Origin of the sequence: Mesorhizobium sp. B2-4-2 (genome assembly GCF_006442845.1) — a bacterium.
Taxonomy (GTDB): Bacteria; Pseudomonadota; Alphaproteobacteria; order Rhizobiales; family Rhizobiaceae; genus Mesorhizobium.
Genome location: NZ_VFVM01000011.1, coordinates 1 through 26,006, shown reverse-complemented (window position 1 = coordinate 26,006; position 26,006 = coordinate 1). Strand labels below are relative to the sequence as shown.

23 protein-coding genes and 1 tRNA gene are annotated in these 26,006 nt (G+C 62.5%); 11 read left to right on the top strand and 13 right to left on the bottom strand.

The features are described from left to right. Positions 1–124: 124 nt before the first annotated feature. The 4 genes from FJ942_RS22460 to FJ942_RS22445 all read right to left on the bottom strand — a co-directional run bounded on the left by FJ942_RS22460 (position 125) and on the right by FJ942_RS22445 (position 4,790). Positions 125–1,153 carry an esterase-like activity of phytase family protein gene (locus FJ942_RS22460; protein ID WP_140898987.1) on the bottom strand — a complete coding sequence of 343 codons (1,029 nt, stop codon included), beginning with the start codon at positions 1,151–1,153 and terminating at the stop codon, positions 125–127. Continuing rightward, entirely contained in the window at positions 1,150–3,048 is a 1,899-nt protein-coding gene (gene cobT / locus FJ942_RS22455; RefSeq protein ID WP_140525765.1) for a cobaltochelatase subunit CobT, read from the bottom strand. Before cobT ends, FJ942_RS22460 begins: the two co-directional genes overlap by 4 nt. An 11-nt stretch (positions 3,049–3,059) precedes the next feature. Further along, positions 3,060–4,046 (bottom strand): cobaltochelatase subunit CobS, encoded by a 987-nt coding sequence (gene cobS, locus FJ942_RS22450; RefSeq protein ID WP_140500761.1) that lies wholly within the window; start codon positions 4,044–4,046, stop codon positions 3,060–3,062. A gap of 123 nt (positions 4,047–4,169) precedes the next feature. Next, positions 4,170–4,790 (bottom strand): J domain-containing protein, encoded by a 621-nt coding sequence (locus tag FJ942_RS22445; protein ID WP_140500760.1) that lies wholly within the window; start codon positions 4,788–4,790, stop codon positions 4,170–4,172. 183 nt (positions 4,791–4,973) lie between these two features. On the opposite strand from FJ942_RS22445, the gene FJ942_RS22440 reads away from it, so the two are divergent. After that, positions 4,974–5,276 carry a BolA family protein gene (locus tag FJ942_RS22440; RefSeq protein ID WP_140560160.1) on the top strand — a complete coding sequence of 101 codons (303 nt, stop codon included), beginning with the start codon at positions 4,974–4,976 and terminating at the stop codon, positions 5,274–5,276. Between the two features lie 55 nt (positions 5,277–5,331). On the opposite strand, the gene FJ942_RS22435 is transcribed toward FJ942_RS22440, so the two are convergent. Then, on the bottom strand, positions 5,332–6,138 hold the full coding sequence (locus FJ942_RS22435) for an alpha/beta hydrolase (RefSeq protein ID WP_140898985.1): 807 nt from the start codon (positions 6,136–6,138) through the stop codon (positions 5,332–5,334). 341 nt (positions 6,139–6,479) lie between these two features. On the opposite strand from FJ942_RS22435, the gene FJ942_RS22430 reads away from it, so the two are divergent. The 3 genes from FJ942_RS22430 to FJ942_RS22420 are packed head-to-tail and all read left to right on the top strand — an operon-like array spanning position 6,480 to position 11,314. Continuing rightward, the gene (locus FJ942_RS22430; RefSeq protein WP_140500854.1) at positions 6,480–8,429 is read left to right on the top strand and encodes a PrkA family serine protein kinase; all 1,950 of its coding nucleotides are present in this window, start codon (positions 6,480–6,482) and stop codon (positions 8,427–8,429) included. Between the two features lie 19 nt (positions 8,430–8,448). Continuing rightward, positions 8,449–9,759: a YeaH/YhbH family protein gene (locus tag FJ942_RS22425; protein ID WP_140500757.1), complete on the top strand. Its 1,311-nt coding sequence runs from the start codon at positions 8,449–8,451 to the stop codon at positions 9,757–9,759. Between the two features lie 10 nt (positions 9,760–9,769). Then, a complete protein-coding gene (locus FJ942_RS22420; protein ID WP_140500756.1) occupies positions 9,770–11,314 on the top strand; it encodes a SpoVR family protein in 1,545 nt (514 codons plus the stop codon). A gap of 47 nt (positions 11,315–11,361) precedes the next feature. Here the strand turns inward: FJ942_RS22420 and FJ942_RS22415 are convergent, their stop codons facing one another. The 3 genes from FJ942_RS22415 to FJ942_RS22405 are packed head-to-tail and all read right to left on the bottom strand — an operon-like array spanning position 11,362 to position 14,044. Beyond that, positions 11,362–12,255 carry an HlyC/CorC family transporter gene (locus FJ942_RS22415; protein ID WP_140500755.1) on the bottom strand — a complete coding sequence of 298 codons (894 nt, stop codon included), beginning with the start codon at positions 12,253–12,255 and terminating at the stop codon, positions 11,362–11,364. Continuing rightward, positions 12,252–13,436: a 3-dehydroquinate synthase gene (gene aroB, locus FJ942_RS22410; RefSeq protein ID WP_140898983.1), complete on the bottom strand. Its 1,185-nt coding sequence runs from the start codon at positions 13,434–13,436 to the stop codon at positions 12,252–12,254. Before aroB ends, FJ942_RS22415 begins: the two co-directional genes overlap by 4 nt. Beyond that, positions 13,433–14,044 carry a shikimate kinase gene (locus FJ942_RS22405; protein WP_140898981.1) on the bottom strand — a complete coding sequence of 204 codons (612 nt, stop codon included), beginning with the start codon at positions 14,042–14,044 and terminating at the stop codon, positions 13,433–13,435. Before FJ942_RS22405 ends, aroB begins: the two co-directional genes overlap by 4 nt. Before the next feature lie 207 nt (positions 14,045–14,251). Between FJ942_RS22405 and FJ942_RS22400 the strand changes: the two genes are divergently transcribed. The 5 genes from FJ942_RS22400 to FJ942_RS22380 all read left to right on the top strand — a co-directional run bounded on the left by FJ942_RS22400 (position 14,252) and on the right by FJ942_RS22380 (position 18,207). Next, positions 14,252–14,404 carry a histidine kinase gene (locus FJ942_RS22400; protein WP_140513945.1) on the top strand — a complete coding sequence of 51 codons (153 nt, stop codon included), beginning with the start codon at positions 14,252–14,254 and terminating at the stop codon, positions 14,402–14,404. A 22-nt stretch (positions 14,405–14,426) separates the two neighbouring features. Beyond that, positions 14,427–15,344, top strand: coding sequence for a site-specific tyrosine recombinase XerD (locus tag FJ942_RS22395; RefSeq protein WP_140898979.1), 918 nt, complete (start codon positions 14,427–14,429; stop codon positions 15,342–15,344). Between the two features lie 98 nt (positions 15,345–15,442). Continuing rightward, positions 15,443–16,393: an acetyl-CoA carboxylase carboxyltransferase subunit alpha gene (locus FJ942_RS22390; RefSeq protein ID WP_140500751.1), complete on the top strand. Its 951-nt coding sequence runs from the start codon at positions 15,443–15,445 to the stop codon at positions 16,391–16,393. 252 nt (positions 16,394–16,645) lie between these two features. Further along, complete coding sequence (locus FJ942_RS22385; protein WP_140500750.1) at positions 16,646–17,965, top strand: murein L,D-transpeptidase family protein; 1,320 nt, start codon at positions 16,646–16,648, stop codon at positions 17,963–17,965. A gap of 11 nt (positions 17,966–17,976) precedes the next feature. Further along, positions 17,977–18,207, top strand: coding sequence for a sulfurtransferase TusA family protein (locus tag FJ942_RS22380; protein WP_181168327.1), 231 nt, complete (start codon positions 17,977–17,979; stop codon positions 18,205–18,207). A 12-nt stretch (positions 18,208–18,219) separates the two neighbouring features. Here FJ942_RS22380 and FJ942_RS22375 read toward each other — a convergent pair whose 3' ends face one another. Together FJ942_RS22375 and FJ942_RS22370 are read right to left on the bottom strand one after the other, a co-directional pair. Continuing rightward, the gene (locus FJ942_RS22375) at positions 18,220–19,344 is read right to left on the bottom strand and encodes a GTP-binding protein (protein ID WP_140676387.1); all 1,125 of its coding nucleotides are present in this window, start codon (positions 19,342–19,344) and stop codon (positions 18,220–18,222) included. 3 nt (positions 19,345–19,347) lie between these two features. After that, positions 19,348–20,508: a D-alanyl-D-alanine carboxypeptidase family protein gene (locus FJ942_RS22370; protein WP_140513916.1), complete on the bottom strand. Its 1,161-nt coding sequence runs from the start codon at positions 20,506–20,508 to the stop codon at positions 19,348–19,350. 201 nt (positions 20,509–20,709) lie between these two features. On the opposite strand from FJ942_RS22370, the gene FJ942_RS22365 reads away from it, so the two are divergent. Together FJ942_RS22365 and FJ942_RS22360 are read left to right on the top strand one after the other, a co-directional pair. Then, complete coding sequence (locus FJ942_RS22365) at positions 20,710–21,873, top strand: M20 aminoacylase family protein (RefSeq protein WP_140513917.1); 1,164 nt, start codon at positions 20,710–20,712, stop codon at positions 21,871–21,873. A gap of 85 nt (positions 21,874–21,958) precedes the next feature. Further along, positions 21,959–22,035: transfer RNA gene (locus tag FJ942_RS22360), tRNA-Arg, on the top strand. Positions 22,036–22,253: 218 nt separating this feature from the next. Here FJ942_RS22360 and FJ942_RS22355 read toward each other — a convergent pair. The 3 genes from FJ942_RS22355 to FJ942_RS28700 form a co-directional block, all read right to left on the bottom strand. Continuing rightward, positions 22,254–24,035, bottom strand: a complete 1,782-nt coding sequence (locus FJ942_RS22355; RefSeq protein ID WP_140525778.1) for a hypothetical protein — start codon at positions 24,033–24,035, stop codon at positions 22,254–22,256. A 366-nt stretch (positions 24,036–24,401) separates the two neighbouring features. Continuing rightward, on the bottom strand, positions 24,402–25,541 hold the full coding sequence (locus FJ942_RS22350) for a helix-turn-helix transcriptional regulator (protein ID WP_140625667.1): 1,140 nt from the start codon (positions 25,539–25,541) through the stop codon (positions 24,402–24,404). Positions 25,542–25,745: 204 nt separating this feature from the next. After that, the coding region (locus FJ942_RS28700; protein ID WP_210243347.1) for a hypothetical protein at positions 25,746–26,006 on the bottom strand (261 nt) is incomplete at its 5' end.

Below are 26,006 nucleotides of genomic sequence, written 5' to 3'. Positions count from 1 at the left end.
CATTTGATGAATAGTCGACCCCCACTCCGTCGAGTTGCGCTCGACGGAGTGGGGGAAGGCGTCCGACCAAATCGAAGCCGGCGTTGAATACCTTCAACTTCAGCTTCGCAGTTGGAGCGCCAGATCAGTCCTGGTGCAAAATGAATTCCAGATAGAGATTGCGCTGCAGGATCGAGTGGTTGTCGTCGGAGATCAGCGACACCATCAGCGCGCCGTCTTCGCGCTTCCAGACGTCGAGCCCTTCCATATTGTCGATCTGGTAGCCCATATCGGCTTCCAGCAGCACCGGACCGTCGGCGACCGCGCCCTTCTCCACGGTCTCGCCATCAACGCGCCGCAGCCGCATCTTGAGGCCTCCTGCCATCGTGAAACTGCGCTCCAGCAGCAGAAGGTCGCCATCCGGCAGGAAAGCCCCATCGGTGATATCGAAATCGCCGTTGCGCTTGACGGTGAAGACGCCCTTGTGCGGACCTTCGATGATGGCGGCATAGATGTTGCCGGCCTTGTCCAAGCTCTTTTCCGACACCACGACCAGGCCGCCTTGGTGGCGGCCATTGGCATTGGCGTGGGTGACGGTCTCGAAGCCTCGGTTCCGGCGCAGCTCCCATGCCGGAACCAGGAAATCCATCTGCCTGAACGGCGCCTTCATATCGTCGGGGGCAATTTTGAACTGGGCGACGCGATGGTTGCGCTCGAAACCCACGGTGGCAATGCCGTCCTTGACGGAAAGCCCCTCGGCATCGACTTCCGATTTCTCGTCGATCGGCTGGCCCGATGCATCGACCATCTGTTCCATGCGGAAGTCCCCGATGCCTGACGGGCGCTTGTCCGCATCATGGGTCACGGTGCCGAAGAACCAGAATCCGGTATCGGCGACGCCGACGAAGTCGCGACCGCCTTTCAGGAAACGGAAGGCCGACAGCGCGCCGAAATCGCGCGACGGCGACGTCATCTCCAGCCCGCCGACGAATTCGAGCGGACCGAATTGCTTGTCGGCACGGCCTATACGGAATTCGGTGATCGGGCGGGCTAAGACCTCGACCGGTTCAACCGAGGTCGCGCCGGCCGAACTGGATGGCACCGGGGCTGCACCGGCAAACAGGGCGATGGCGGCGAAAAGTGCTTGTCGAAATCCGCCGTGCGAAAAGATCATCCGGCGCGCCGCATGCCGCCGCGCCGCGTATCGCGTGCGCTTTCCTCGGCGAACAGCGAAGCCAATTGCTCGGTCATGGCGCCGGCCAGTTCCTCGGCATCGACAATGGTGACGGCGCGCCGGTAATAGCGGGTGACGTCATGGCCGATGCCGATGGCAAGCAGCTCGACCGGCGAGCGCGTCTCGATCAGCTCGATGACGGCGCGCAGATGGCGCTCGAGATAATTGCCCGGATTGACCGACAGTGTCGAATCGTCGACCGGCGCGCCGTCGGAGATCATCATCAGGATCTTGCGCTGTTCGGGTCGGGCGATCAGCCGGTTATGCGCCCACAGCAGCGCCTCGCCGTCGATGTTTTCCTTGAGCAGGCCCTCGCGCATCATCAGTCCGAGATTGCGCCGTGCCCGCCGCCAGGGATGGTCGGCCGACTTGTAGATGATGTGGCGCAGGTCGTTCAGCCGGCCCGGATTCGGCGGCTTGCCGTCCTTCAGCCACTTCTCGCGGGCCTGCCCGCCTTTCCAGGCGCGCGTGGTGAAGCCCAAAATCTCGACCGAAACGCCGCAGCGTTCCAGCGTGCGCGCCAGAATGTCGGCGCAGGTGGCGGCCACGGTGATCGGCCGGCCGCGCATGGACCCCGAATTGTCGAGCACCAGCGTCACCACCGTGTCGCGGAATTTGGTGTCGCGCTCCTGCTTGAAGGACAGCGGCTGCATCGGATCGATGACGACGCGCACCAACCGTGCCGGGTCGAGATAGCCCTCTTCCAGGTCGAAATCCCACGACCGGTTCTGCTGCGCCATCAGGCGGCGCTGCAAACGGTTGGCCAGCCGGCCGACGACGCCGGACAGGTTGGCGAGTTGCTTGTCGAGGAAAGCGCGCAGCCGGTCGAGTTCTTCTTCCTCGCAAAGCTCCTCCGCCCCCACCGTCTCGTCGAAAGCTGACGTGAAGACCTTGTAATCGATCTCCTTCGGCAGGTTGGTGAAAGGGTTGTCATTGCGGCGCGCCTCGCCGGGCGTCTCGGCATCGGCATCGTCATCGTCGGACAAATCGTCGGCAGTGGCGTCGGAGGCTTCGGTCTCGGCCGACTGCTCGTCGTCAGCGGAAGCCTCGGCATCCTCGGACTGCGACTGTTCGGAGCCGGAATCGTCCTCGCCGCCTTCCTCGCTCTGTTCCTCGCCTTGCGGCTGGTTATCGTCATTGTCCTCTGAGTCTTCGGTCTCCTGATCGTCGCCGAGTTCCTCGGCCATTTCCATGGAGGCGAGCATATCGCGCACGACGCGGGCGAAGGCCTGCTGGTCGTCGAGCTTGGACGACAGCCCGTCGAGGTCGGCGCTGGCCTTTTCCTCGACCCAGGGGCGCCAGAGCTCGACCAGCCGCTCGCCGCTCTTGGGGATCGGCCGGCCGGTCAGCTTCTCGCGCACCATCAGCGCCAGCGCCTCCTCGATCGGGGCGTCGGCCTTGTCCTTGACGTCGACGAGATTGGCCTTGGCGTATTTGTCCTCCAGCATCGAGCCTATATTGTCGGCGACCCCTTGCATGGCGCGGCTGCCGATCGCCTCGACGCGCGCCTGCTCGACCGCGTCGTAGATGGCGCGGGCCGCCTTGCCTTCCGGCGCCAGTCTGCTGTGGATGCGCACGTCATGGCAGGCGCGCTTGAGCGCCATGGAATCGCCGAGGCCGCGGGTGATGGCTATGTCGGTCTTGGACGCCTTCTTGGGCAATTCCGGCAGCCGGGCGCGGCTGCCTGCGAGCGCCGGGCGGTCCTTGGCGAAGCCGACTTCCAGCTCCTTGTCGCCGGCGATGGCGCGCATGCAGACGGTGACGGCGCGCTTGAAGCTGTCGGCTTCAGAGCCCGTCTTCGACTTGTTGCGCGTATTGTCGCCCGGACCCGCCATCGAGGCTCTGCTTAGCCCAGCACCACATTGGCGGCGCTCTCCGGCAGATCCTCGCCGAAGGCGCGCTGGTAGAACTCGGCCACCACCGAGCGCTCCAGTTCGTCGCATTTGTTGAGGAAGGTCAGCCGGAACGCCATGCCGATATTGCCGAAGATCTCGGCATTCTCGGCCCAGGTGATGACGGTACGCGGGCTCATCACGGTCGACAGATCGCCATTGATGAAGGCCGAGCGCGTCATGTCGGCGACGCGCACCATCTTGTTGACGATGTCCTTGCCCTTGCCGTCGCGATAGTGCTTGGCCTTGGCCAGCACGATGTTCACCTCGTTGTCGTGCGGCAGGTAGTTCAGCGTGGTGACGATCGACCAGCGGTCCATCTGCGCCTGGTTGATCTGCTGGGTGCCGTGGTAGAGGCCGGTGGTGTCGCCCAACCCGACCGTGTTGGCGGTCGAGAACAGCCGGAACGCCGGATGCGGACGGATGACGCGGCTCTGGTCGAGCAGCGTCAGCCGACCAGACGATTCCAGCACGCGCTGGATGACGAACATCACGTCCGGCCGGCCGGCGTCATACTCGTCGAAGCACAGCGCCACATTGTGCTGATAAGCCCAAGGCAGGATACCGTCGCGGAATTCGGTGATCTGCAAGCCGTCCTTGACCACGATCGCGTCCTTGCCGACGAGGTCGATGCGGCTGACATGGCTGTCGAGATTGACGCGCACGCAAGGCCAGTTGAGGCGGGCCGCGACCTGCTCGATGTGGGTCGATTTGCCGGTGCCGTGATAGCCCGAGACCATGACGCGCCGGTTGTAGGCGAAGCCGGCGAGGATCGCCATCGTCGTCGCCTTGTCGAAAAGATAGTCGGGATCGATGTCGGGCACATGTTCGCTGGTGACCGAATAGGCCGGCACCACCATCTTGGAGTCGAAGCCGAATTTGTCCTTCACCGACACCGTGGTGTCGGGCAGGTTGGCGATGTCGCGATCGACCTTGTTCATCTCTATCCACGTCTCCACGGGCGAAACGACTGATTTCGCCGGCAATCGATTTTCTCCGGGGGCGGTCTTAGAGCCTTTTCCACCCTTATGAAAGTTGGAAAACGACACGAACCGTTGGGTCGCTCAGCACAAACCCGCCTGCTTGAGCACGCGATAGGCCTGGAGCACATCGCGGAACCGGTCTTCCGAACCTCTGTCGCCGCCATTCGCATCCGGATGGTGACGCTTCACCAGTTCCTTATAGCGCGCCTTGATCTCCTTGCCAGTCGCCTTTGTATCAAGGCCAAGCGTTTCCAGCGCCTTGGCCTCAAGCGGCTTGGCCTTGCGCTCGCGCACCTCCCGGGGATCCTTCGGCCCCTTGAACAGGTCGAACGGGTCGCGCATCCGGTTGTAGTAGCCGGCGCGGCCGGAGCGCATCTGCGCCATATCGGGAGACGAGCGCGTCGAGGCGCCGTTGACGCCCATCTTCCAGGTCGGCCGATGGCCGGTCATCGCCTCCTTCTGGAAACGGGCGACCTCGGTGTCCGGAACGCCGGAAAAATAGTTGAAACCCTTGTTGTACTCGCGCACATGGTCGAAGCAGAAGCGGAAATACTCGCCCTCCTTCATGCGCCCGACCGGAGCGCGATGGGTGCCCGCCTCCTTGCAGCCATCCCACTGGCAGATCGGCGCGTGCGACTTCAGCTCCGCGTCCTTCTCCTGGCGGATGCGGATCTTCTCGAAATATTTGGGATACGGCTTCATCTAACCCATTTATGGGGCGTTCGCAGATGCGAAACAAGAATTGACATTTTCGCGATGATCGCCCTAACCGCTGAATCGCGGCATAAAGCAGGCGAAGGATCGATTTTGTTGAAGCGCGGCATGCAACGAAGTCGGTTGGGCTTTCGCGATCCCGCTGGCGATATGTGGTGAAGGGAGACGGCAATGTCCATACAGGCAACCATGGAAGACAAGTTGAGCAAGGCATTTTCGCCGGAGCGGCTGGTCGTCATCAACGAAAGCCATCTGCACGCCGGCCATCATCATGTGGAATCCGGCCACCAGGCTACGTTCGACGGCACCGGCGAGACGCATTTCCGCGTCCGCATTGTTTCGCAGGATTTTGCCGGCATGAGCCGCATCGAGCGCCACCGCGCGGTCAACGCGCTTTTGGCCGACGAATTGAAGGCTGGCCTGCACGCGCTGGCGATCGAACCGGCGGCTCCCGGCGAAAAGACGCGCTGGTAGGCCGGTCCTCCTCGCTCCTCGCGGTGACGTTCAGAGCTCCGTTTCGATGCCGCAATCACCCAACCGCCGATTTCAGGAATGCCAGTGCCGCCCCGGTCAAGGCGTCGCCATCCTCGCCGAAATCGCGGTTGATCGACATATGCGTATAGGCGCTGCCGTCGAACAGCGTCACCTTGGTGCCGGTGGCGCGCAAGCGCTCGGCGAACGCCTTGGAGTCCCCGTCCCGGCCCGAAGCGCCTGAGTAGGCGATGAAGGTCGGTGGGTGCTTGCGGCCATCTACATAACTGGCCGGCGACAATGCCGCCCATTGCGCGGGATCGGGGAAGGCCCGCGCATAGGCCCCCGCCATGCCGCCATTCCTGGCAAGCGCGGTGAGGTCATAGGCCCTGGTGTCGTCGAGAAGCAGTGCGGCGACACCCGGCAGACCGCCACGCATGCCGGTCAGCGCAACGAGGTGACAACCGGCCGAATGGCCCATGGCCACGATCCGCCTGGCATCGCCGCCATGCCGGGCAATGTTGGCGCGGACATAGGCATAGGCCTTTTCGACATCGTCGGCCTGGGTGGCGACCTCCGCTTCGGGCAGCATGCGATAGTCGATGGAGACCAGGCAGAACCCGTTGGCGAGCAGGAAGGCCGGCTTCGCGTTGACCTGCGAGCGCTTGCCGGAGCGCCAGGCGCCGCCATGGACGAAGAAGACGACCGGCAATCCGCGTGCGCTATCCGGCGCATAGATATCGAGCTTGGCCGGCCCGTAATCGAAGGTTGTCGGCACGGGTTGGCGCTGGCCCCATGCGGCCGATGTGCCCAATGGCAACATCGCCGCCGCGGAGACCAGAATAAGGCCTCGTCGATCGATCATCGCAATCTCCCGATCGTTGGGCCCGATATGTAGACGAGGAATGCCCGCACGCACCACGAGCATCCCGTTAGACTTGGGAGTGCTCAACGATCTGATTCAACACCGTACCAGCCGCATCAATGCACTCGCTTTGCCGTTCGGTTCACGAAATCGATATTTGCCCTTGACGGTCTCCTCTGGCCATCACCACCTGAGATATCAGACGAGCATTGTAACTGTGTGCTGTCCAAGTTCGATGCAGATACACGCTCTCTCTCCAATGTGGAGGGAACCACAATGCATCCCGGTAGTTGAATGAGATGAGCCGGGCGGCAGCCAGAATGGCTCTGAGGGCAACCATCATGGGTGAGAACCAGTCCGACGTCTTCGATCTGTTTTCGGAGATTTATGCAAACGCGGGCCAGGAGGAAATAAGCCTCCAGCAGTATCTCCTTGCCTGCCGGGAAGACAAGTCAATGTATGCCTCGGCGCCGGAACGGATGGTCGAGGCAATCGGCGAGCCGAACCTGGTCGACACCAGCAAGGACGAGCGGCTCGGCCGCATTTTCTCCAACCGCACGGTCAAGGTGTATCCCACCTTCTCCGATTTCTACGGAATGGAGGATACGATCGAGCGCATCGCCGGCTATTTCCGCTATGCGTCCCAAGGGCTCGAGGAGCGCAAGCAGATCCTCTATCTCCTCGGGCCTGTCGGCGGCGGCAAGTCCTCCCTGGCCGAACGGCTGAAGAAACTGATGGAGGAACGCCCGATCTACACGCTTAAGGCCGGCAATCAGATCAGTCCGATTTTCGAATCGCCGCTCGGCCTGTTCCATCCCGATCGCATGGGCGACCTGCTGGAGGACAAATACGGCATAGCCCGGCGTCGCCTCAACGGCATTATCTCGCCCTGGGCGGCCAAGCGGCTTGATGAATTGTCTGGCGACATTTCCAAATTCAGCGTGGTGAAGTTGATGCCCTCGCGGCTGCGCCAGATCGCTATAGCCAAGACTGAGCCTGGCGACGAGAACAATCAGGATGTCTCGGCTCTGGTTGGCAAGGTCGACATCAGGCAATTGGAGGATTTCAGCCAGTCCGATCCGGACGCTTATTCCTACAGCGGCGGGCTGAACCGGACCACGCAAGGCCTGCTCGAATTCGTCGAGATGTTCAAGGCGCCCATCAAGGTCCTGCATCCGCTGCTGACGGCGACCCAGGAAGGCAGCTACAACGGCACCGAGAATTTCGGCGCATTCCCCTATCAGGGCATCATCGTTGCCCATTCCAACGAATCGGAATGGCAACAGTTCAAGAACAACAAGAACAACGAGGCCTTTCTCGACCGCATCCTCGTGGTCAAGGTGCCGTATTGCCTTCGGATCACCGAGGAGAGGCATATTTACGAGAAACTGTTGCGCGAGAGCGAGCTGGCCGGCAGCCCCTGCGCACCTGAAGTGCTGGATATTCTCAGCCGGTTCACGGTCTCGACCCGTCTTGCCGAGCACGACAATTCGCCGCTCTACACCAAGATGCGCGCCTATGACGGCGAAAACCTCAAGGAGGTCGACCCCCGGGCCAAGTCGGTTCAGGAATATCGCGACGCCGCCGGCGTCGACGAGGGCATGACCGGCGTAAGCACGCGCTTCGCCTTCAAGATCCTGTCGCAGACATTCAACTACGACACCAACGAGGTCGCGGCGGATCCCGTGCACCTGATGTACATCCTGGAAGAGGCGATCAAGCGCGAGCAGTTCCCAAAGGAGACGGAAGCGAGCTATCTCGAATTCATCAAGTCGGAACTGGCGACGCGCTATGCCGAGTTCATCGGCCACGAGATCCAGAAGGCCTATCTGGAATCATACAGCGAGTATGGCCAGAACCTATTCGACCGCTACATCGCCTATGCCGATGCCTGGATCGAAGATCAGGACTACAAGGATCCCGATACGGGCCAGATCCTCAATCGCGAGATATTGGACAAGGAGTTGTCGCAGGTCGAAAAACCGGCCGGCATCGCCAACCCCAAGGATTTCCGCAACGAAGTGGTCAAGTTCACGCTGCGTGCCCGGGCACGCAACCACGGCCGCAACCCGTCATGGACAAGCTACGAAAAGCTGCGCGAGGTCATCGAGAAGCGCATGTTCGGCCAGGTCGAAGATCTTCTGCCGGTGATCAGTTTCGGCTCCAAGCAGGACAGCGTCACGGAAAAGCGGCACAATGAATTCGTGCAGCGCATGGTGCAACGCGGCTACACCGAGCGGCAGGTACGGCGGCTGGTCGACTGGTACATGCGCGTGAACAAGGCGGGCTGAGAAAAGCCCGGATGGTTCCATGCCGATCTTCATCGACCGCCGCCTCAATCCGAAGGACAAGAACCTGGGCAATCGCCAGCGCTTTCTCAGGCGCGCGCGGGAAGAACTCAAGCGGAGCATCCGTGACCAGATAAGGACGGGCCGGATCGCCGATGTGGACAGCGGGCATGCCGTGCCGATGCCTCACAGAGGCACCAGCGAACCGACCTTCAGCGATGCCAGGGACAGTGGCCAGCGCCAGCACATCCTGCCAGGAAACAGGACGTTCATTCCCGGTGACCTGGTGCCCAAACCCGGGCAGGGCGGCGCAGGTTCCTCGTCGCCGGGAAACACGGCATCCGAGGACGACTTTCGCTTCGTGCTTTCGCGCGAGGAAGTTCTCGACCTCTTTTTCGAGGATCTCGAACTGCCGGATCTGGTCAAGCTCAATCTCAAGCAGATACTCGCATTCAAGCCAAGGCGGGCAGGTTTCGCGGCAACAGGATCACCGACCAACATTAATGTCGGGCGCACGATGCGAAACAGCCACGCCCGCCGTATCGCGCTTGGGCGCCCAAAGCAGCCGGAGCTGGATGCGATCCTCCAGCAGCTCGCCAAACTGGAATCGAAGCCGCCAAACGCCGCGACCCGCGAACGCATCTTGACTTTGCGGGAGGAACTCGAGCGGCTGGAGCGCCGCCGAAAGCGTATTGCCTTTGTCGATCCCGTCGACATCCGCTTCAATCGCTTCGACCCGCAGCCGGTGCCGAATGCCAGCGCCGTCATGTTCTGCCTGATGGACGTCTCCGGGTCGATGGGCGAGCGCGAGAAGGATTTGGCCAAGCGCTTCTTCGTTCTGCTGCACCTGTTCCTGACCCGACGCTATGAGCGCACGGAGATCGTCTTCATCCGCCACACGCACGAGGCCCAGGAGGTGGACGAAGAGACATTCTTCTACTGCACGCAAAGCGGAGGCACGGTTGTTTCCACCGCGCTGGAGGAAATGCAACGCATCATAGAACAACGCTATCCGGCCACGGAGTGGAACATCTATGCCGCCCAGGCTTCGGATGGTGACAATTTCGCCACCGACTCGCAGCGCTGCATAGAACTGCTCCATGGCAAGCTCATGCGCCTGTGCCAGTATTTCGCCTATGTGGAGATCATCGACGAACGCGAAAGTCATATTTTCGGCTCGACCGAAAATGGCACCTCGCTCTGGCGCGCCTATAGCGCCGTCGAGCAAAAATGGCCGAACTTCCAGATGAGGCGCATCGCCGCTCCGGCCGATATCTACCCGGTATTTCGCCAGCTTTTCGCCAGGCAGCCGGCTATGGCCAAGAGCGCGTAAGGGGTGCCGGATGGCTGGCCAGGCCAACAAATCGGGGTTGCTTTTCTCCGGATCCGACTGGGATTTCAAAAAGCTGTCGCGGGTCTATGAGGAGATCGAGGCGATTGCGGTCGACCAGCTTCATCTCGACACCTATCCGGTGCAGATGGAGGTCATCTCTTCCGAGCAGATGCTCGACGCCTACTCGTCGGTCGGCATGCCGCTGATGTACCGGCATTGGTCGTTCGGCAAGCATTTCCTCTACAACGAGCTTCTCTATCGCAAAGGCGGTCGCGGGCTGGCCTATGAATTGGTCATCAATTCCAATCCCTGCATCGTCTACCTGATGGAGGAAAACACCATGGCGCTGCAGGCCTTGGTGACCGCCCATGCAGCACTTGGACACAATCACTTCTTCAAGAACAATTACCTTTTCCGCCAATGGACGGATGCCGGAGGAATCCTGAGCTATCTGGACTTTGCCAAGGGCTACATCGCCCGGTGCGAGGAGCGGCACGGCCTGGCTGCCGTGGAAGCCATTCTCGATTCCGCACACGCGCTGATGGAGCAAGGCGTGTTCCGGTATCACCGGCCGCCGAAACTGTCGTCGGAGCAGCAGCGCGAGGGACTTCGCGAGCGCCTCGAATACGAGGAGCGTTCCTACAATGACTTATGGCGCACCCTGCCGCCCGCGCAGGACGCCGACAACTCCGAAGCGGGCGATGAAGGCGTGTCGGAGCGGAAGAAATCGCTCAATCTGCCCGAGGAAAACCTGCTCTATTTCCTTGAGAAGAACAGCCTTGTCCTCGAACCCTGGCAGCGCGAGATCCTCAGGATCGTCCGCGTCATTGCGCAGTATTTTTACCCGCAGCGGCAAACCCAGGTGATGAACGAAGGCTGCGCCACTTTCGTGCACTACACGCTCATGAACATGCTGTTCGACCGTGGCCGGATCACCGAAGGCGCGATGCTCGAAATCCTGCGCAACCACTCGAACGTGATCTTCCAGCCATCCTTCGACGACCAGCGGTTTTCCGGCATCAACCCCTACGCGCTCGGGCTTGACATGATGCAGGACATTCAGCGCATCTCGACCGAGCCGACAGCCGAAGATCGCGACTGGTTCCCGGACATAGCCGGCCGTGGCGACTGGCTTGAGACGCTGCTCGACGCCTGGGCCAACCACCGCGACGAATCCTTCATTCGCCAGTATCTCAGCCCGACCTTGATACGAAAATGGCGGCTCTTCGTCCTGGCCGATGGAGCCGACCAACCGCACTACGAAGTCGCATCGATCCACAACGAGCGCGGCTACAACAACATACGCGCCGCGCTGGCCCACAGCTATGATGTGGGCGCGAGCCGGCCCGACATCCAGGTTGTGGACGTGGACCTGCTCGGCGACCGGCATTTGCGGCTACAGCACAAGGTGAAGAATGGGGTCGTGCTGGAGAATGACAGCCGCGACGCGACCCTTCGCCACATCCGGCATCTCTGGGGCTATGAAGTCAGCCTGGCGGCCGTCGACGCCGACACCGACGCAATGGTCGGCGAACGCTCGACCAAGGACTGTTGAGCATCAGGGATGACGCGGTTGTGCGTGTCTGCGACACGATGGACCGTTCAGCTGTCGCCTGCCGGCCTGATCCTGAGCCTGGCGACGCGGTTCTTGTCGCGTTTCATGACGATGAAACGCTTGCCGTGGAAGGTGAAGGCCTGCTTCTCCTCGGGGATCGACTGCGTCTCATGGATGACTAGGCCGGCGATGGTGGTTGCCTCCTCGTCCGGCAGGTCCCAGTCGAGCGCCCGGTTCAGGTCGCGGATCGGCACGGTTCCGTCGACGACGACGGAACCGTCCGCCTCCTGCTTGACGCCCTGTATGTCGACATCGTGCTCGTCGGCGATCTCGCCGACAATCTCCTCGATGATGTCCTCCAGCGTGACCAGCCCTTCGACCTCGCCATACTCGTCGACGACGACGGCGAAATGCGCCTTGCGGCGCAGGAAGGCGTTGAGCTGTTCCTGCAATGTCGTCGTATCGGGCACGAACCAGGGCTTTGACGCGATCTTCATCACATCGATCCTGGAGAAGTCGTTGCCGACATCGTTGAGGGCGCGCAGCAGGTCCTTGGCGTGCAGCACGCCGACAATGTTGTCGAGCGACCCCTTCCACAAAGGCATGCGGGTGTGCGGGCTCTGCAGGATCTCGCGCACCACGGCTTCCGGTGCATTGTCGGCGTTGACCGAGCGCATATTGGTGCGGTGGACCATGACGTCGGAGACTTCGAGCTCCTCGAGGTCGAACAACCCGCCGATGCGATCGCGCTCCTCGCGCACCACCTGGCCGTCACGGCGGAAATCGTCGACGGCGCCGCGCAGCTCGTCCCCGCTCGAACGCTGCGGCTCGATGCGCGACAGTTCATAGCCGAAAGCGGCAAGCAGGCGCGTGCGCATGGCGACGGCCAACAGGATGAGGACGGCAAGGAAAGCGACGACGATCCAGCCGGCCCCGTTCATTTCGGACGGCTTCCTTGCCTGTCCGGACGGCTTCCTTGCCGGCCCGGACGGCTTTCCGTCGCGCTCGGGTGGTTCTCCCTGAGGAACGACAGCACTTCCGAGGCCGGCACGTCCTTGGCGATGAAGGCCTCTCCGATGCCGCGCGTCAGGATGAAGGTCAGCGCGCCGCGCGACACTTTCTTGTCCTGGGTGATGAAGCCAAGCAGTGCATCGGCGTCGGGCAGTTCGCCGGGAATGTCAGCCATCCGCCACGGCAGTCCCACCGTGTTGAGATGCGCCTCGACGCGCGCCGCATCGTCTGGACTGGCCAGGTTGAGCCGCGACGAGAAGCGATGCGCCAGCGCCATGCCGATGGCGACCCCCTCGCCATGGACGAGGCGGGCGCCGTCATATCGGGTGGCGGCCTCCAGCGCATGGCCGAAAGTGTGGCCGAGATTGAGCAGCGCGCGGTCGCCGGTCTCGAACTCGTCGCGGGCAACGACATCCGCCTTGGCGCGGCAGGCCTCGGCGATGGCCTCCACCCTCTCCGGTCCGCCGGCGAACACGCTGGCCCAGTTTTTCTCCAGCCAGGCGAAGAATTCGGGCCGGTCGATCAGCCCGTATTTGGCGAGTTCGGCATAGCCGGCGCGAAATTCGCGGATCGGCAGCGTATCGAGCACTCCGGTATCGGCCAGCACCAGCTTCGGCTGATGGAAGACGCCGACCAGGTTCTTGCCGCGCGCGCTGTTGATGCCGGTCTTGCCCCCGACCGAGGAATCGACCTGCGCCAGGAGCGAGGTCGGGATCTGCACGAAGTTCATGCCGCGGCGCACGATGCCGGCGGCAAAGCCGGCCAGGTCGCCGATAACGCCGCCGCCGAGGGCGATGACGACGTCGCCGCGTTCCAACTTCGCGGCCAGGACGCCGTCCACCACCTCTTCGAGATGCGCGAAACTCTTGGTTTTCTCGCCGGGCGGCAGCGTGATCACGGCGGGCTCGATGCCGCTCTCGAGCAAGCCGGCCTTCAGCGTATCGAGATGCGCCGCCGCGACGTTTTCGTCGGTCACGACCGCGGCGCGTCGGCCCGGCAGGCGGCGCGACATCTCGGCGCCGGCGTGCGACAAAAGCCCCGGCCCGATCAGGATGTCGTAAGCCCGCTCGCCAAGTCCGACCTCGACGGCAACGGCAGCAGCGGCGCTCATGGTTCGACCTCGCCCGCGGGAGTGGTCTGGGCTATATCGAAATGCCGGCACAGCGCCTCCACCACCTCGGCCGCGATGACTTCCTTGCGGTCGTCGCGGGTCGGCACGGTGACGTCCGATGTCGCATAGACCGGATAGCGTTCACTCATCAGCCGCTCGAGCACGCCACGCGGATCGGGGCTCTTCAGCAGCGGCCGGTTCTGTTTCTTGGAGACCCGGTCCATCAAAAGATCGAGTTCGGCCTTCAGCCATACCGACACGCCATGCGCCGCTATCGCCTCGCGCGTCTGTGCGTTCATGAAGGCGCCGCCGCCGGTCGACAGCACCTGCGGGCCGTTTTCCAGCACACGCAGGATGACGCGCTGCTCCAGCGCCCGGAACTCGGTTTCGCCATAGCGCTCGAACAATTCCGGAACGGTCATGCGCGAGACGCTTTCGATCTCCTGGTCGCTGTCGATGAAAGGCAACGCCAGCACGGTGGCGACCTTGCGGCCGATCGCCGTCTTGCCGGCGCCCATCAGGCCGACAAAGACGATGGAGCGGCCGCCAAGCCTGCCCAGCAGCGCGGCATAGCTCCCGCCCGGAGGATTTGCTGGTAGCGCGTTCATCAGCCTCGAAGCCCTCTTTGCCGGCGTATCGACATGAAAAGCCCGGTTGCGTCAAGCGCACTGAGGCAGGCTGGCCTCCCGCGGGCGAGCAACCGGCTGCATTGGAAGTTGCCGGCGCGCTTCAGCTTCTCGCTTGAATTGGCCGGATTGGCGTCCCATAAGGGCACAGGGTTTGGAAACGCAGAACAAGAAGACGGGCGAAGATTGATGCCGACACTGTTTCGCCTTGTCGTGATAACAGCGATTCTGGCGGGCATCGCCTATGGTACGATGTTCGCGTTGGTGATGTTCGTCGAGCCGAAAAAGGCGGAAATGAGCGTGCGCATCCCTGCGGAAAAGCTGAACCCAAAGAAAAACTGAGCCCGAAGAAAAACTTCAGGAAATGAACAGCGCTGCCCGCATCGAAGCCTTTCTGGAGATGATGAGCGCCGAGCGGGGTGCCGCCGAAAACACGCTTTCCTCCTATCGCCGCGACCTCGATGACGCTTCGCAGGAAATCCCTGGCGGTCTTGCCGGCGCCGGCGCCGCGGACATCCTCGCCTATCTCGACGACATCGCCGCACGCGGCTTCGCCCCGACATCGCAGGCACGCAAACTGTCGGCGATCCGCCAGTTCTTCAAATTCCTCTACGCCGAGGGTCTGCGCGGCGACGACCCGACCGGCACGCTGGACAGCCCGAAAAAAGGCCGTCCGCTGCCGAAGACCATGAGCGAGGCCGACACCGGCCGGCTGATCGACCGCGCCGCGCAGGAGGCCGGCGATGCCGGGCTTGGCGAGAGCGACAGGCTGGCGGCGCTGCGTCTGCACGCGCTGGTCGAAGTGCTTTATGCGACAGGCCTGCGCGTTTCGGAACTGGTCGGCTTGCCGGTGACGGTGGCGCAACGCGACGATCGCTTCTTCATGGTGCGCGGCAAGGGCGACAAGGAGCGCATAGTGCCGCTGTCGGCCAAGGCGCGCGCGGCGATGCGAGCCTGGCTCGCCGCCCGGGCCAAGGTGCCCGCTTTCGCTGACAGCCCGTTCCTGTTTCCTGCCGCGTCGGACAGCGGCTACCTCTCGCGCCAGGTCTTCGCTCGCGACCTCAAGGGGCTGGCGGCCCGGGCCGGCATCGCCTCGGCCAAGGTCTCGCCACATGTGCTTCGCCATGCTTTCGCCAGCCATCTCTTGCAGAACGGGGCCGATCTCAGGGCCGTGCAGCAACTGCTCGGCCATGCCGACATATCGACGACACAGATCTATACCCATGTGCTGGAGGAGCGATTGGTGCGGCTGGTCAACGATCATCACCCGCTTGCCGACTAGACCTCATATCGCTATGTGAGGGCGACGTTCCATCGCCCGGAGCCCCGGATTTCAGGGTCCCGCCAGTCTTTGCTTCCGACGTATCGGTCCGCCCAAGCATGTACAACTACCTCGATTTCGAAAAGCCGGTGCAGGATCTGGAACTCAAGATCCTGGAACTGAAGAAGCTTGCCGAGAACGGCGAGGCGGTCGATGTCGCCGACGAGATCAGCAGGCTCGAGAAGCGGTCGCGCGATGCCCTGCGCGATCTCTACAAGGCATTGACCCCATGGCAGAAGGTGCAGGTGGCGCGCCACTCCGACAGGCCCCACTGCGTCGACTACATCAAGGGCCTGTTCAGCGATTTCACGCCGCTCGCCGGCGACCGCAATTTCGGCGAGGACCAGGCGATCGTCGGCGGCTTTGCCCGGTTCCGCGGCGAACCGGTAGCGATCCTCGGCCAGGAGAAGGGCTCCGACACGGCGAGCCGGCTGAAGCACAATTTCGGCTCGGTGCGCCCCGAAGGCTATCGCAAGGCCGTGCGGCTGATGGAGCTTGCCGACCGCTTCAAGATCCCGCTGCTGACATTGGTCGACACGGCCGGCGCCTATCCCGGCGTCGGCGCCGAGGAGCGCGGCCAGGCCGAAGCCATTGCCCGTTCGACCTCGGCCTGCCTTGCGCTCAAGGTGCCATCGATTTCGGTTGTCATCGGTGAAGGCGGTTCGGGCGGCGCCATTGCCATCGCCACCGCCAACCGCGTCTACATGCTGGAACATGCCATCTATTCGGTGATCTCGCCCGAGGGCGCGGCCTCCATCCTGTGGCGCGACACGACGCGCTCCAAGGACGCGGCGACCAACATGAAGATCACCGCCCAGGACCTTCTGGAACTGAAGATCATCGACGCCATCATTCCCGAACCGATCGGCGGCGCCCAGCGCGCACCCGAAACGGTGATTGCCGCGACGGGCGATCTCATCGCCAGGACGATGAAGGATTTTGCCGGCGCCAACATGGATTTTCGCGAGCAGCGCCGCGAGAAGTATCTGGCAATGGGCCGCAGCCTCTGACCACGATTTGGCGGCTCAACCGGGCCGCCGCAAGCCGCCTCCACGGCAACGCTCCACGGCAATGTGGCGGCGATGAGCAATTTCGCCACAAAAATGCCGCCGGATTCGGTTCAATGGAATTGCCGTGAGGGGTGGCCGAGGCTTGCGGTAAGGAATTTTCAAGGTTAACGGGCTTACGGTCCGTCTGTGTTCAGCATGCGGGCTCGGCCGTTTCGAAGCCATTGGCCCGAAAGAGAAGACGTAGCCTTATCCATGTTTGCCAAGCTTGCCCGCACCGGAATTCTCATCACCGCGATAGCCGTCGCCGGCTGCAATGATTCGTCGATGAAGGATTTTGCCCCGGAGGCCAACAAGCCCCTGCCCGACAAGATCCTGGCCGACATGAGGGCCAAGGGCATGGTGCGCACCTCCTCGGTGATGGCGCGCATCTTCAAGGAAGAGGGCAAGCTCGAAATCTGGAAGGCCAAGACCAACGGCCGCTACGACATGGTCGCCAGCTACGATATCTGCAAATGGTCGGGCAAGCTGGGGCCGAAATACACCGAGGGCGACCGCCAGGCGCCGGAAGGTTTTTATACCGTGCGTCCGGCGCAGATGAACCCGCGCTCGAACTATCATCTGTCCTTCAACATCGGCTATCCCAACGCCTATGACCGCGCCAACGGCCGCACCGGCTCCAACCTGATGGTGCACGGCGCCTGCTCGTCTTCGGGCTGCTATTCGATGACCGATGCCCAGATCGAGCAGATCTATGCGTTCGGCCGCGATGCCTTCCAGGGCGGCCAGACCGAGTTCCAGATCCAGGCCTTCCCGTTCCGCATGACCGCCGCCAACATGGCGCGCTACCGCAACGACCCGAATTACGAATTCTGGAAGATGCTGAAGGTCGGCTACGACAATTTCGAGATCACCAAGGTACCGCCGAAAGTCGACGTTTGCGAGAAGCGCTACGTCTTCAACCAGGTGGCTCCCGAAGGCACCACATTCAATCCGACCGGCCCCTGCCCTGCGTCCACGCAGCCGGATTCGCTGAAAAGCGCCTACAGTGCTTATCAGAGCACGTATGAGGCTGCGTTCAACGGCGCCCTCAAGGCAAGCACGCCGGCGCCCAAGCCCACCATCGCCGGCATCAAGGAAGCCAGCATCGTCTCCGACTGGTCCAAGCGCCGTGCGCGCGGCGAGCGCGTGCCGATCGACCCGCCATCGCTCAACTCGGACGGCTCGGTCACCGAGACGGCGCGCATGGGCCGCATCGATTCGCCCGCCGGCCGCAAGATGGCCGCGCTCGATGCCGAAAAGGCCGCGAAGCAAAAAGCCGAGGAGCAGCGGCTGGCCGCGATAGAAGCTGCCAAGCAGGCCAAGGCGCAAGCGCTGGCCGAAAAGGAAGCCGCCAAGGCGCAGGCGCTGGCCGAAAAGGAAGCGGCCAAGACCGCCAAGGAAGCCCCTGTCGCCACCGCGACGATCGAAGCGCCGGCCGAGCCCGCACCGCCGGCCGAAACGCAGGCCGCGAGTGCCGACGAGAGCCGCGTGACGAGGCTGAAGAACAAGCTGCTCGGCATGTTCGGCGGCTGACATTTTTCGCCGTGACCGACGTCACCGTCTACGATCTGAAGGGGCTGAACTGCCCTTTGCCGGTGCTGAAGGCGAAGAAGCGGCTGGCCGGGATGCGCCCCGGCAGCCGGCTCTGGCTGGAAACGACCGATCCGCTCGCCGTTATCGACATTCCGGCGTTCTGCGCCGACTCTGGTCATCATCTCGTAGAGACATCCGCCATATCAGGCGGTCACCGCTTCCTGGTCGAGCGCGGCGAATAGCTGTCGTAAAGGTCAGCGTCCCGCGATCGCCAGGGGATTGTTCTCCAGCGCCGCGCGGTCGGGCGTGTCGATCGAGGGCCGGTTGGTGAAGGCGGCAAACAGTCGCCTTACATAGTCTTCGGGCATGTCGAGCGTGATCAGCACCAGCCGGGTGCCGCGCTGGCCGTCCGGCCAGGACGGCAATCGAGCCGGCGGATGCAGGATTTTCTGCACGCCATGCACCACCAGCGGCCGCGACGGATCTTCCTCGAGTTCGATGACGCCCTTCATGCGCAGCAGGCGCTCGCCATGCGTGGAGCGCAAAAGATCGAGGAACATCTCGATGGCCGAGAACGGCACCGGGCCGTCATGCACCAGGGAGTGGGTGCGAATGCGCTGATCATGCCGGTGCCCGTGGTCGTGGCCGTGCCCGTGGTCATGCCCGTGGTCATGCCCGTCATGATCATGATGATCATGGTTATGCATCGCTTCTTCGCCGAGCCAGCGCCGCACATCGGCTGATTTGGTCGCCGGGTTATAGAGGCCGCAGTCGAACAGCGCTGCGACGCTCGTTTTCGCATCGTCGACAGCCAGCAGTTCGGCGCCCGGATTGATCTGCCGCAGCCGCGTCCGCAGCGCTTCCGGTCCATCCGGACCAGCGACCAGGTCGGTTTTGGAGAGCACGATGCGGTCGGCGACGGCGACCTGCTTGACCGCCTCGACATGGGCGTCGAGCGTGGCATCGCCGTTGACCGCGTCGACCAAGGTGATGACGCCGTCGAGCCGGAAAGCCTGGACCAGTGCCGGATGCGCCATGATCGATTGCAGCACCGGTGCCGGATCGGCAAGGCCGGTGGTCTCGACGATGACGCGGGCAAGGCGGGCGATGCGGCCGGTCTGCAGCCGGTCGACCAGATCGGCCAGCGTGTCGACCAGTTCGCCGCGTACCGTGCAGCAAAGGCAGCCGTCCGAAAGCTGGATGATGCCGTCGGACGCCTGTTCCACCAGCAGGTGATCGATCGCCACTTCGCCATATTCGTTGATGATGACGGCCGTGTCGGCCAGCGCCGGGTCCTTCAGGAGCCGGTTGAGCAGCGTCGTCTTGCCGGCGCCGAGAAAACCGGTCAGCACGGAAACAGGGATGGGAAAACCACTCATTGCCTAGTTCGCAACCTTGACGGGTTGGTCGCCCTGCGCAGCCGAGCCCGCCACCGTCGGGCCGGCGCCGGGCGCCGGTCTGTCCGGCCGCCAGGTCGGAATAGGCACGTCGGCATATTCCTGGCTGCCCTGGGCGAGCATGGCCAGCGGGGTCGGGCCGGTCGCGCCGCCAAGCCCGACGGCAACCAGCGTCGGCACATGGTCGAGCTTTTCCTGGTAGGGCGATTTCGGCACGTTCTTGGCGACGGCGGGCGGCGCCTCGGACTGCTCCGCCGGCGCCTTCTTCTTGCAGACCTCGTCCCGCACGTCGTTGGGCGAGATGGTATCACCGTATGGCGCCAGCGTGGCGATCGTGGCTGAGCCGGCGGCAGGCGTATCGAAACCCTGGTCGAGCAGTTTGGCCGCGGCCTCGGCACGGGTGATCGCCGACTTCTCGCCGAGCACCACCGCCACCAGCGTGCGGCCGTTGCGGGTCGCCGAACCGATCATGTTGAAGCCGGAGGGGCAGACGAAGCCCGTCTTCATGCCGTCGGCCCCGGGATAGCGGCCGATCAACAGGTTGTAGTTGGGGATCGCCCTCTTGCCCACAGCAAGCCCCTCGATCGAGAACCACGGCGCATACTGCGGAAACTCGCGGCGGATCGCCGTCACCAGCACGGCCAGGTCGCGCGCTGTGGTGTACTGGTCCGGCGAATAAAGCCCGTTCGGATTGACGAAATGCGTTCCGTTCATGCCGAGCCGGACCGCTTCGGCGTTCATGCGCTCGGCAAAGGCTGCCTGCGATCCCCCGATATTCTCGCCGACGGCCATGGCGATGTCGTTTGCCGACTTGACCAGCATCATCTTCAGCGCATTGTCGAGCCGCATCACCGAGCCTGGCTTGAAGCCCATCTTGCTCGGCGGCTCGGCGGCGGAATGTTTCGTTACCTTGATCGGCGAATCGAGCCGGACCTCGCCGGCCGCTATCGCCCGGAAGGTCACATAGGCCGTCATCAGCTTGCTCAGCGATGCCGGGTACCAGCGCTTGAACGCGTCCTGATGCTGGAGGATCTTGCCGCTGTTCAGGTCGAACAGCACGACCGGGTTGGCCAGCACCGGCCCGGCCAGCGCCGAGAACGCCACGGCGCCCGCGCAGAATAGTTTGAGGAAATGCCTGTGCCGCATGATCGAATCCGAAATCGCCTCTTGCCGTAGTCGCCCCTGGCTCCGTAAGATTTACGCGATCGCCAGCAAAATGAGTCCGCCCTCAAAAACGGACCGCATTGTTGCGGTGCTATTTACTCTATGTGACGTCAACATGGCAAAGTGCCTGACGATCACAATTGCAAGGCAGCGGACCTGCCCCAACAGCGAGATGGAACCATCATGCCAATCCTGAACCGTGCCGCCGAAATGCAGGACGAGGTTGCCGGCTGGCGACGACATCTGCACCAGACCCCGGAATTGAATTTCGACGTCTTCAAGACAGCCGCCTTCGTCACCGAGAAGCTGAAAGCCTTCGGCTGCGACGATGTGGTGACGGGGCTGGGCAAGACCGGCGTCGTGGGCATCATTCGCGGCCGCCAGGGCGAAGGCGCCACCATCGGCCTGCGCGCCGACATGGACGCGCTGCCGCTCAACGAGATCACCGGCAAGCCCTATGCTTCGACCGTTCCCGGCAAGATGCATGCCTGCGGCCATGACGGCCATACGGCGATGCTTTTGGGTGCGGCGAAATATCTCGCCGAGACGCGCAATTTCGCCGGTTCGGTGGCGGTCATCTTCCAGCCGGCCGAAGAAGGCGGCGGTGGCGGCAACGAGATGGTCAAGGACGGCATGATGGAGCGTTTCGACATCGCGAAAGTGTTCGGCATGCACAACATGCCGGGCCTGCCGGTCGGCCAGTTCGCCATCCGGCCGGGCCCGATCATGGCGGCGACCGCGGAATTCACCATCACCGTGAAGGGCCGCGGCGGCCATGCGGCGATGCCGCACGGCACGATCGATCCGATCGTCATCACCAGCCAGCTGGTTGGTGCCCTGCAGACGATCGCCTCGCGCAGCACCGACCCGGTCGAAGCCGTGGTGGTGTCGGTGACCAAATTCCATGCCGGCGACGCCTACAACATCATCCCGGAATCGGCGGAGATCGCAGGCACGGTGCGCACCTTGCGCAAGGAAATCGCCAAGAAGTCGGAAGAGCGCATTCGTGCCATCTGCGACGGATTGGCCACGGCCTTCGGCGCGAAGATCGAGGTCGATTACCAGGCGAACTACCCCGTAACCTTCAACCATGCGGAAGAGACGGTTTTTGCCAGCGACGTCGCGGCAAACGTCGCCGGCGACGCTCATGTCCACCGCGGCATCCAGCCGGTGATGGGCGGCGAGGACTTCTCCTACATGCTTGAAGCCAGGCCCGGCGCCTTCATTTTCATTGGCAATGGCGACACCGCCGGCCTTCACAACCCGGCCTATGACTTCAACGACGAAGCCATCCCGCACGGCATGAGCTACTGGGTGAAGCTGGCCGAAACCGCGCTCGCCGCCTGAGGCCTGGCGGCGGCAGGGGCCGGCCGATTGTGTTCGGCCCGCCCCTTGGCGAAACGATCGGAAGCGGCTATGTGTCGGGCCGCGTGGTCCCGTAGCTCAGTAGGATAGAGCGGCAGATTCCTAATCTGTAGGTCACAGGTTCGATTCCTGTCGGGATCACCACGTTTTGCTGCTTAAGCCGGATACTGTCGGACCTGAATCGGACTGAAACCAGAGCCGATCACTGGGGTCGCATCGGTCATCTGTACGGAACCTGCATGCGGATTTCTACCGTTCGAACAACGTCAGAAAAGCGCTTGCAGACGTTCCGACAAATCGGAAATTGGTTGATTGGTTGGAGCCCGGTCGACGGACCGCAGCGGTCCCGTCCGGGATGAGGTTCAGAGCCGTTCCAGCGTCAGCATGCCCGGATCGCCCTTCCAGGCTTTGGAAAGTTCGTCCGCGGCTTTCGTTGCGGCGGCAGTATCGCCTTGGGCTTCCGCCGCCTGCTGCAGCCCGAACAGTGCCCAGGCGCTGCTGCGTGCGCGGTGGAGCGCCGCCACAAACTCCTTCGCCGCGTCCGCCGGCTGACCGTTCTTGAGGAGGGCGGCACCGAGGGACTGCCGCACGGGATAATACCAGTACGGAGGCTCCATGTAGGGGATCGTGTCCTCCGTTTCGACCGCTTTCTTCCAGAAGGCTATCGAGCCGCCGACGTCATTCTCGGCCTGCGCAGCGCGGGCACGTACGACATCTTCGGCCACTTGCAGGACCGACAATGCCGGGATTCCCCAGGCATCGTGCACCGACCAGTCGGTTTCCTGAGCGATCTTGTGGATGGCGTCCGCCTCGACTCGCGCGCCCGAGGCGTCCTTCTTCTCGGCCAGGGCGACGCCGCGCGCATAGTGCCACATCGATGTGATGTAAGGCGGCGCGCCGGCCGGCTCGGCCTTAGCCAGGATCGCATCGGGTTCGGCATATTGCGCCCAGGCGAAATACGGAGCTGCCTTCACCGGCTGCACGATCGGTATTGCCGTGGCCACCTCGTTAGTCAGAAACTTGTCCAGCTTCTCAGCCTCTGCAAGCACCGTCTTCGAGTCACCGAGGAGCTGGGCCGAAACCAATACGAAGTGCACGTTGTGGGAATAGTAGCCGAGCGGATAGACACCGGTAGCGCCGGTTTCGGCGAGATAGGTCTCGTCCACTTTCGAGGCAGCTTCGTTGGACTTCAGCGAATCCGTGTAGCGGCCGACGCGATAGTAGATGTGGCTCGGCATATGGACGATGTGTCCGGCCCCCGGCATCAGCGCTGCTAGCCGGTCCGCGTAGGGCTCGGCGCGCTCCGGACGATCCGAGGCCTCAACAAGATGAATGTAGAGGTGAATCGCCATCGGATTGTCGGGCTTCCTGGCGAGAACGCCTTCCAGCCGCCTCTGGATGTCGGCGGTGCGGCCCTTGGGTTCCTTGCCGCCCGGCTGCCAATAGTCCCAAGGCTGCGTGTCCATGCCGGCCTCTGCGGCCAGCACAGCGAGCTCGAGATCGTCAGGATATTTGTCGGAAAGCGCCGCAGTTGCATCGGCGAAGGCGGCGTTCAGGGTGTTTCGATCGGCCTTGGGATCTTCGGAATACCGCGTGGCGACCGCCTCGATCAGTCCCCGCTCCTTCTCGGTGGCACCGGATGAAAGCGCCTGCGCCTTTCGAAGAGCAGTGATCGCTGGTGCATTTGCGGTGGGATCCATCGGCACGTTGATGTTCGGGCCCAGGACCAGTGCCTCGCCGAGGAAGCACATCGCACAGTCGGGATCGAGGCTTTGTGCCTTGCGGAAGGCGCGTCGCGCCTCCGCGTGATTGAAGTTGGTGGCGAACCGCAGCCCCTGGTCAAAGTATTTTTGGGCATCGGCGCTCTTTGTGCTGATCGGATAGCTCAGGGAGCCCAGGTCATCCCACAATGGCGGCTGGGCCTCCTCGTAGGCCTTCAAGTCTTGCGGGGCCAGTGATTGGCCGGCAGCGGCCAGAGCGACGCAGTGTGTGATGTCGAGTTCCCCCGGCAACGATACTCTTGGCGCCGCAAGCTGCGACTGCAACGGACTGTCCGCGGCGTAAGCAATGGCAGCACCTGTGCCGAAACTCATTAAGGCAATAGCTGTCCATCCTGCACTTGGCAGGCAAGCACGCAGTTTCATCTGAACCTCCTGGCGTTCGGTACGATCGGCAAGCTCCGATCAGCCCTGTCTTTCCAATTCTCGATCGGAGGTGCGGGCGTTGATGATCCGCCTCGCGCCGCCGTTTGGCAATATATTTCATACTGCTAATGTAATAGCGGACGCGATGTTTTCTGCTCACCTCTTCGGCCCGAAGGCACTAGTCGGACACCAGAGGTTCAGGCACGCGCCGTTGCAAAAACCAAATATCGTCTGACCGCCCGCCCCGCTTGAGACGTATCGGATCGAGACCGGCGCCTGTTGTTGTGAAGTGCCACGGCCCCGATTCAGCGCAGAGTGCAACCCTTGGACCGTCAGGGCTTCACCCGAACGGGTGACACCGCGACTTCAATGCGTGGAGGACCCTTGGTATCGGGACAAGAGCTTCGCGAGTTCCGCCTGACTTCCGGTGCTTGTTTTCGAGAATATTGCACGGAGCTGGGTTCTGGCGGTTTCACGGCCAATTCCCAGGGCAGAGCTTGCCGCGCCGATACCTCGGCCATCGGCAAGGCGGCAGGCCAGCCGCGTTTCGGCTGCTGTTAGTTGAAAGGCGTGCCTTATCAGTTGCTTGGGTAGCGCCGGTTCGGCCACAAGATCGGTAAAATAGAGGAGCGCGTCTCCGCCGTTAAAGAGGTCATGGACGAACGAGGTCATCGGAATGGCTTCAGCAAGAAGCCATGGCGAACCCTCGCGAGCAATCAAAACGGGCTCCCCGTCGCTCAAGTCGCCGCATTGGCTGACCACGCCTGCGATCAATTTCTGCAAGCGTGAATCACTGGGCCGATCTGCCGCCCGGAGACGACCACCGTGGATAACGAGGCCAGTACCAAGCAGAGCTTCCGCGTGTTTATTGTAGCGGGTGACGCGGCCTCGGCAATTCAGCAACAGCGCTGCGCTTCCCATCCGATCCAGAATGGCCAGGTTCGGTTCGACTGCCGTTTCCCAAACCTTTTCCGCAGCACTGATGATGCGAACCATCGACGGAACGATCGCCAAGAAATCCTCGGCTTCATTCCGGTAGAATGGCCCCTTATGAGCGTCACGAAACATCGAGAGCATCCACCTTCGATCCTTCACCATGAAGTCTATTGCAGCCCACCATTCCCGGTCGCCTGGACGCGCGATTTCTTGGTAATAAGGGAGAACCTCGCGCTCATCACGAGTGGTGATCTCATCCTCGACAACGAAGCTGTCTGTCAGTTTTGCCAACCTCTTGCGCGGTCTACGTTCATGCGGATCGGGAGCACCTTCGATTCTTTCGATCCAAAGGGCGGCGAATTCGGCATGTTCGGTCGAATCGGGTCTGAGCGCGGTCGGCGATCGCTGATCGCTACGAAACGGGTGAGTTGGATCGCAGGTGCGGATAACGCAACTTGTGGCTCCCAGGGAGTGGGCCAGCATTTGAAGCGCTGCGGGCCACTGCCTAAACTCGAACGCGGCGTCGTAGCAAGCCTCGATCGCAGCGGCAATGTTCCGATTGTCGGACATAGGATTTGCGTCGCGATCCCGGTTTCTCGCCCTTTTTCTCCTCATGGCCCGTCGACGGCCCTCCAGCTACAGGCCCCGCAACCGGCTCCGGCCAGGGATGTTTATTTCCCGCGGCCATGCTCGACAGACGGTCAGCTGAGGACCTATCGTCAGACTGACGCATCGAATGAGAGATAGCTACATTAGCATAATAGCCACGCAACTTCACCGATGCTTCTCGACGAAATCTCTGCACGCAGGTGAAAGCCGTTCGATCTGGCTTTCAAGGTCGCATTTACCCATCGGTTTCGTCGGGCAAAACCGTGCGTAGTCGCGGCGACATCCCTTGCCTTCGAAAATTTTGAAAGATCTTACCTGCGTAGGGTTTGTTGCGTTGACTGAACTGGGTATCAGCCCGGTTTCGATCTCCATCGCACCGTCACGACTTGACCCCTTGCTTCCACCCTTGCCCCCACCCTTGCCGCC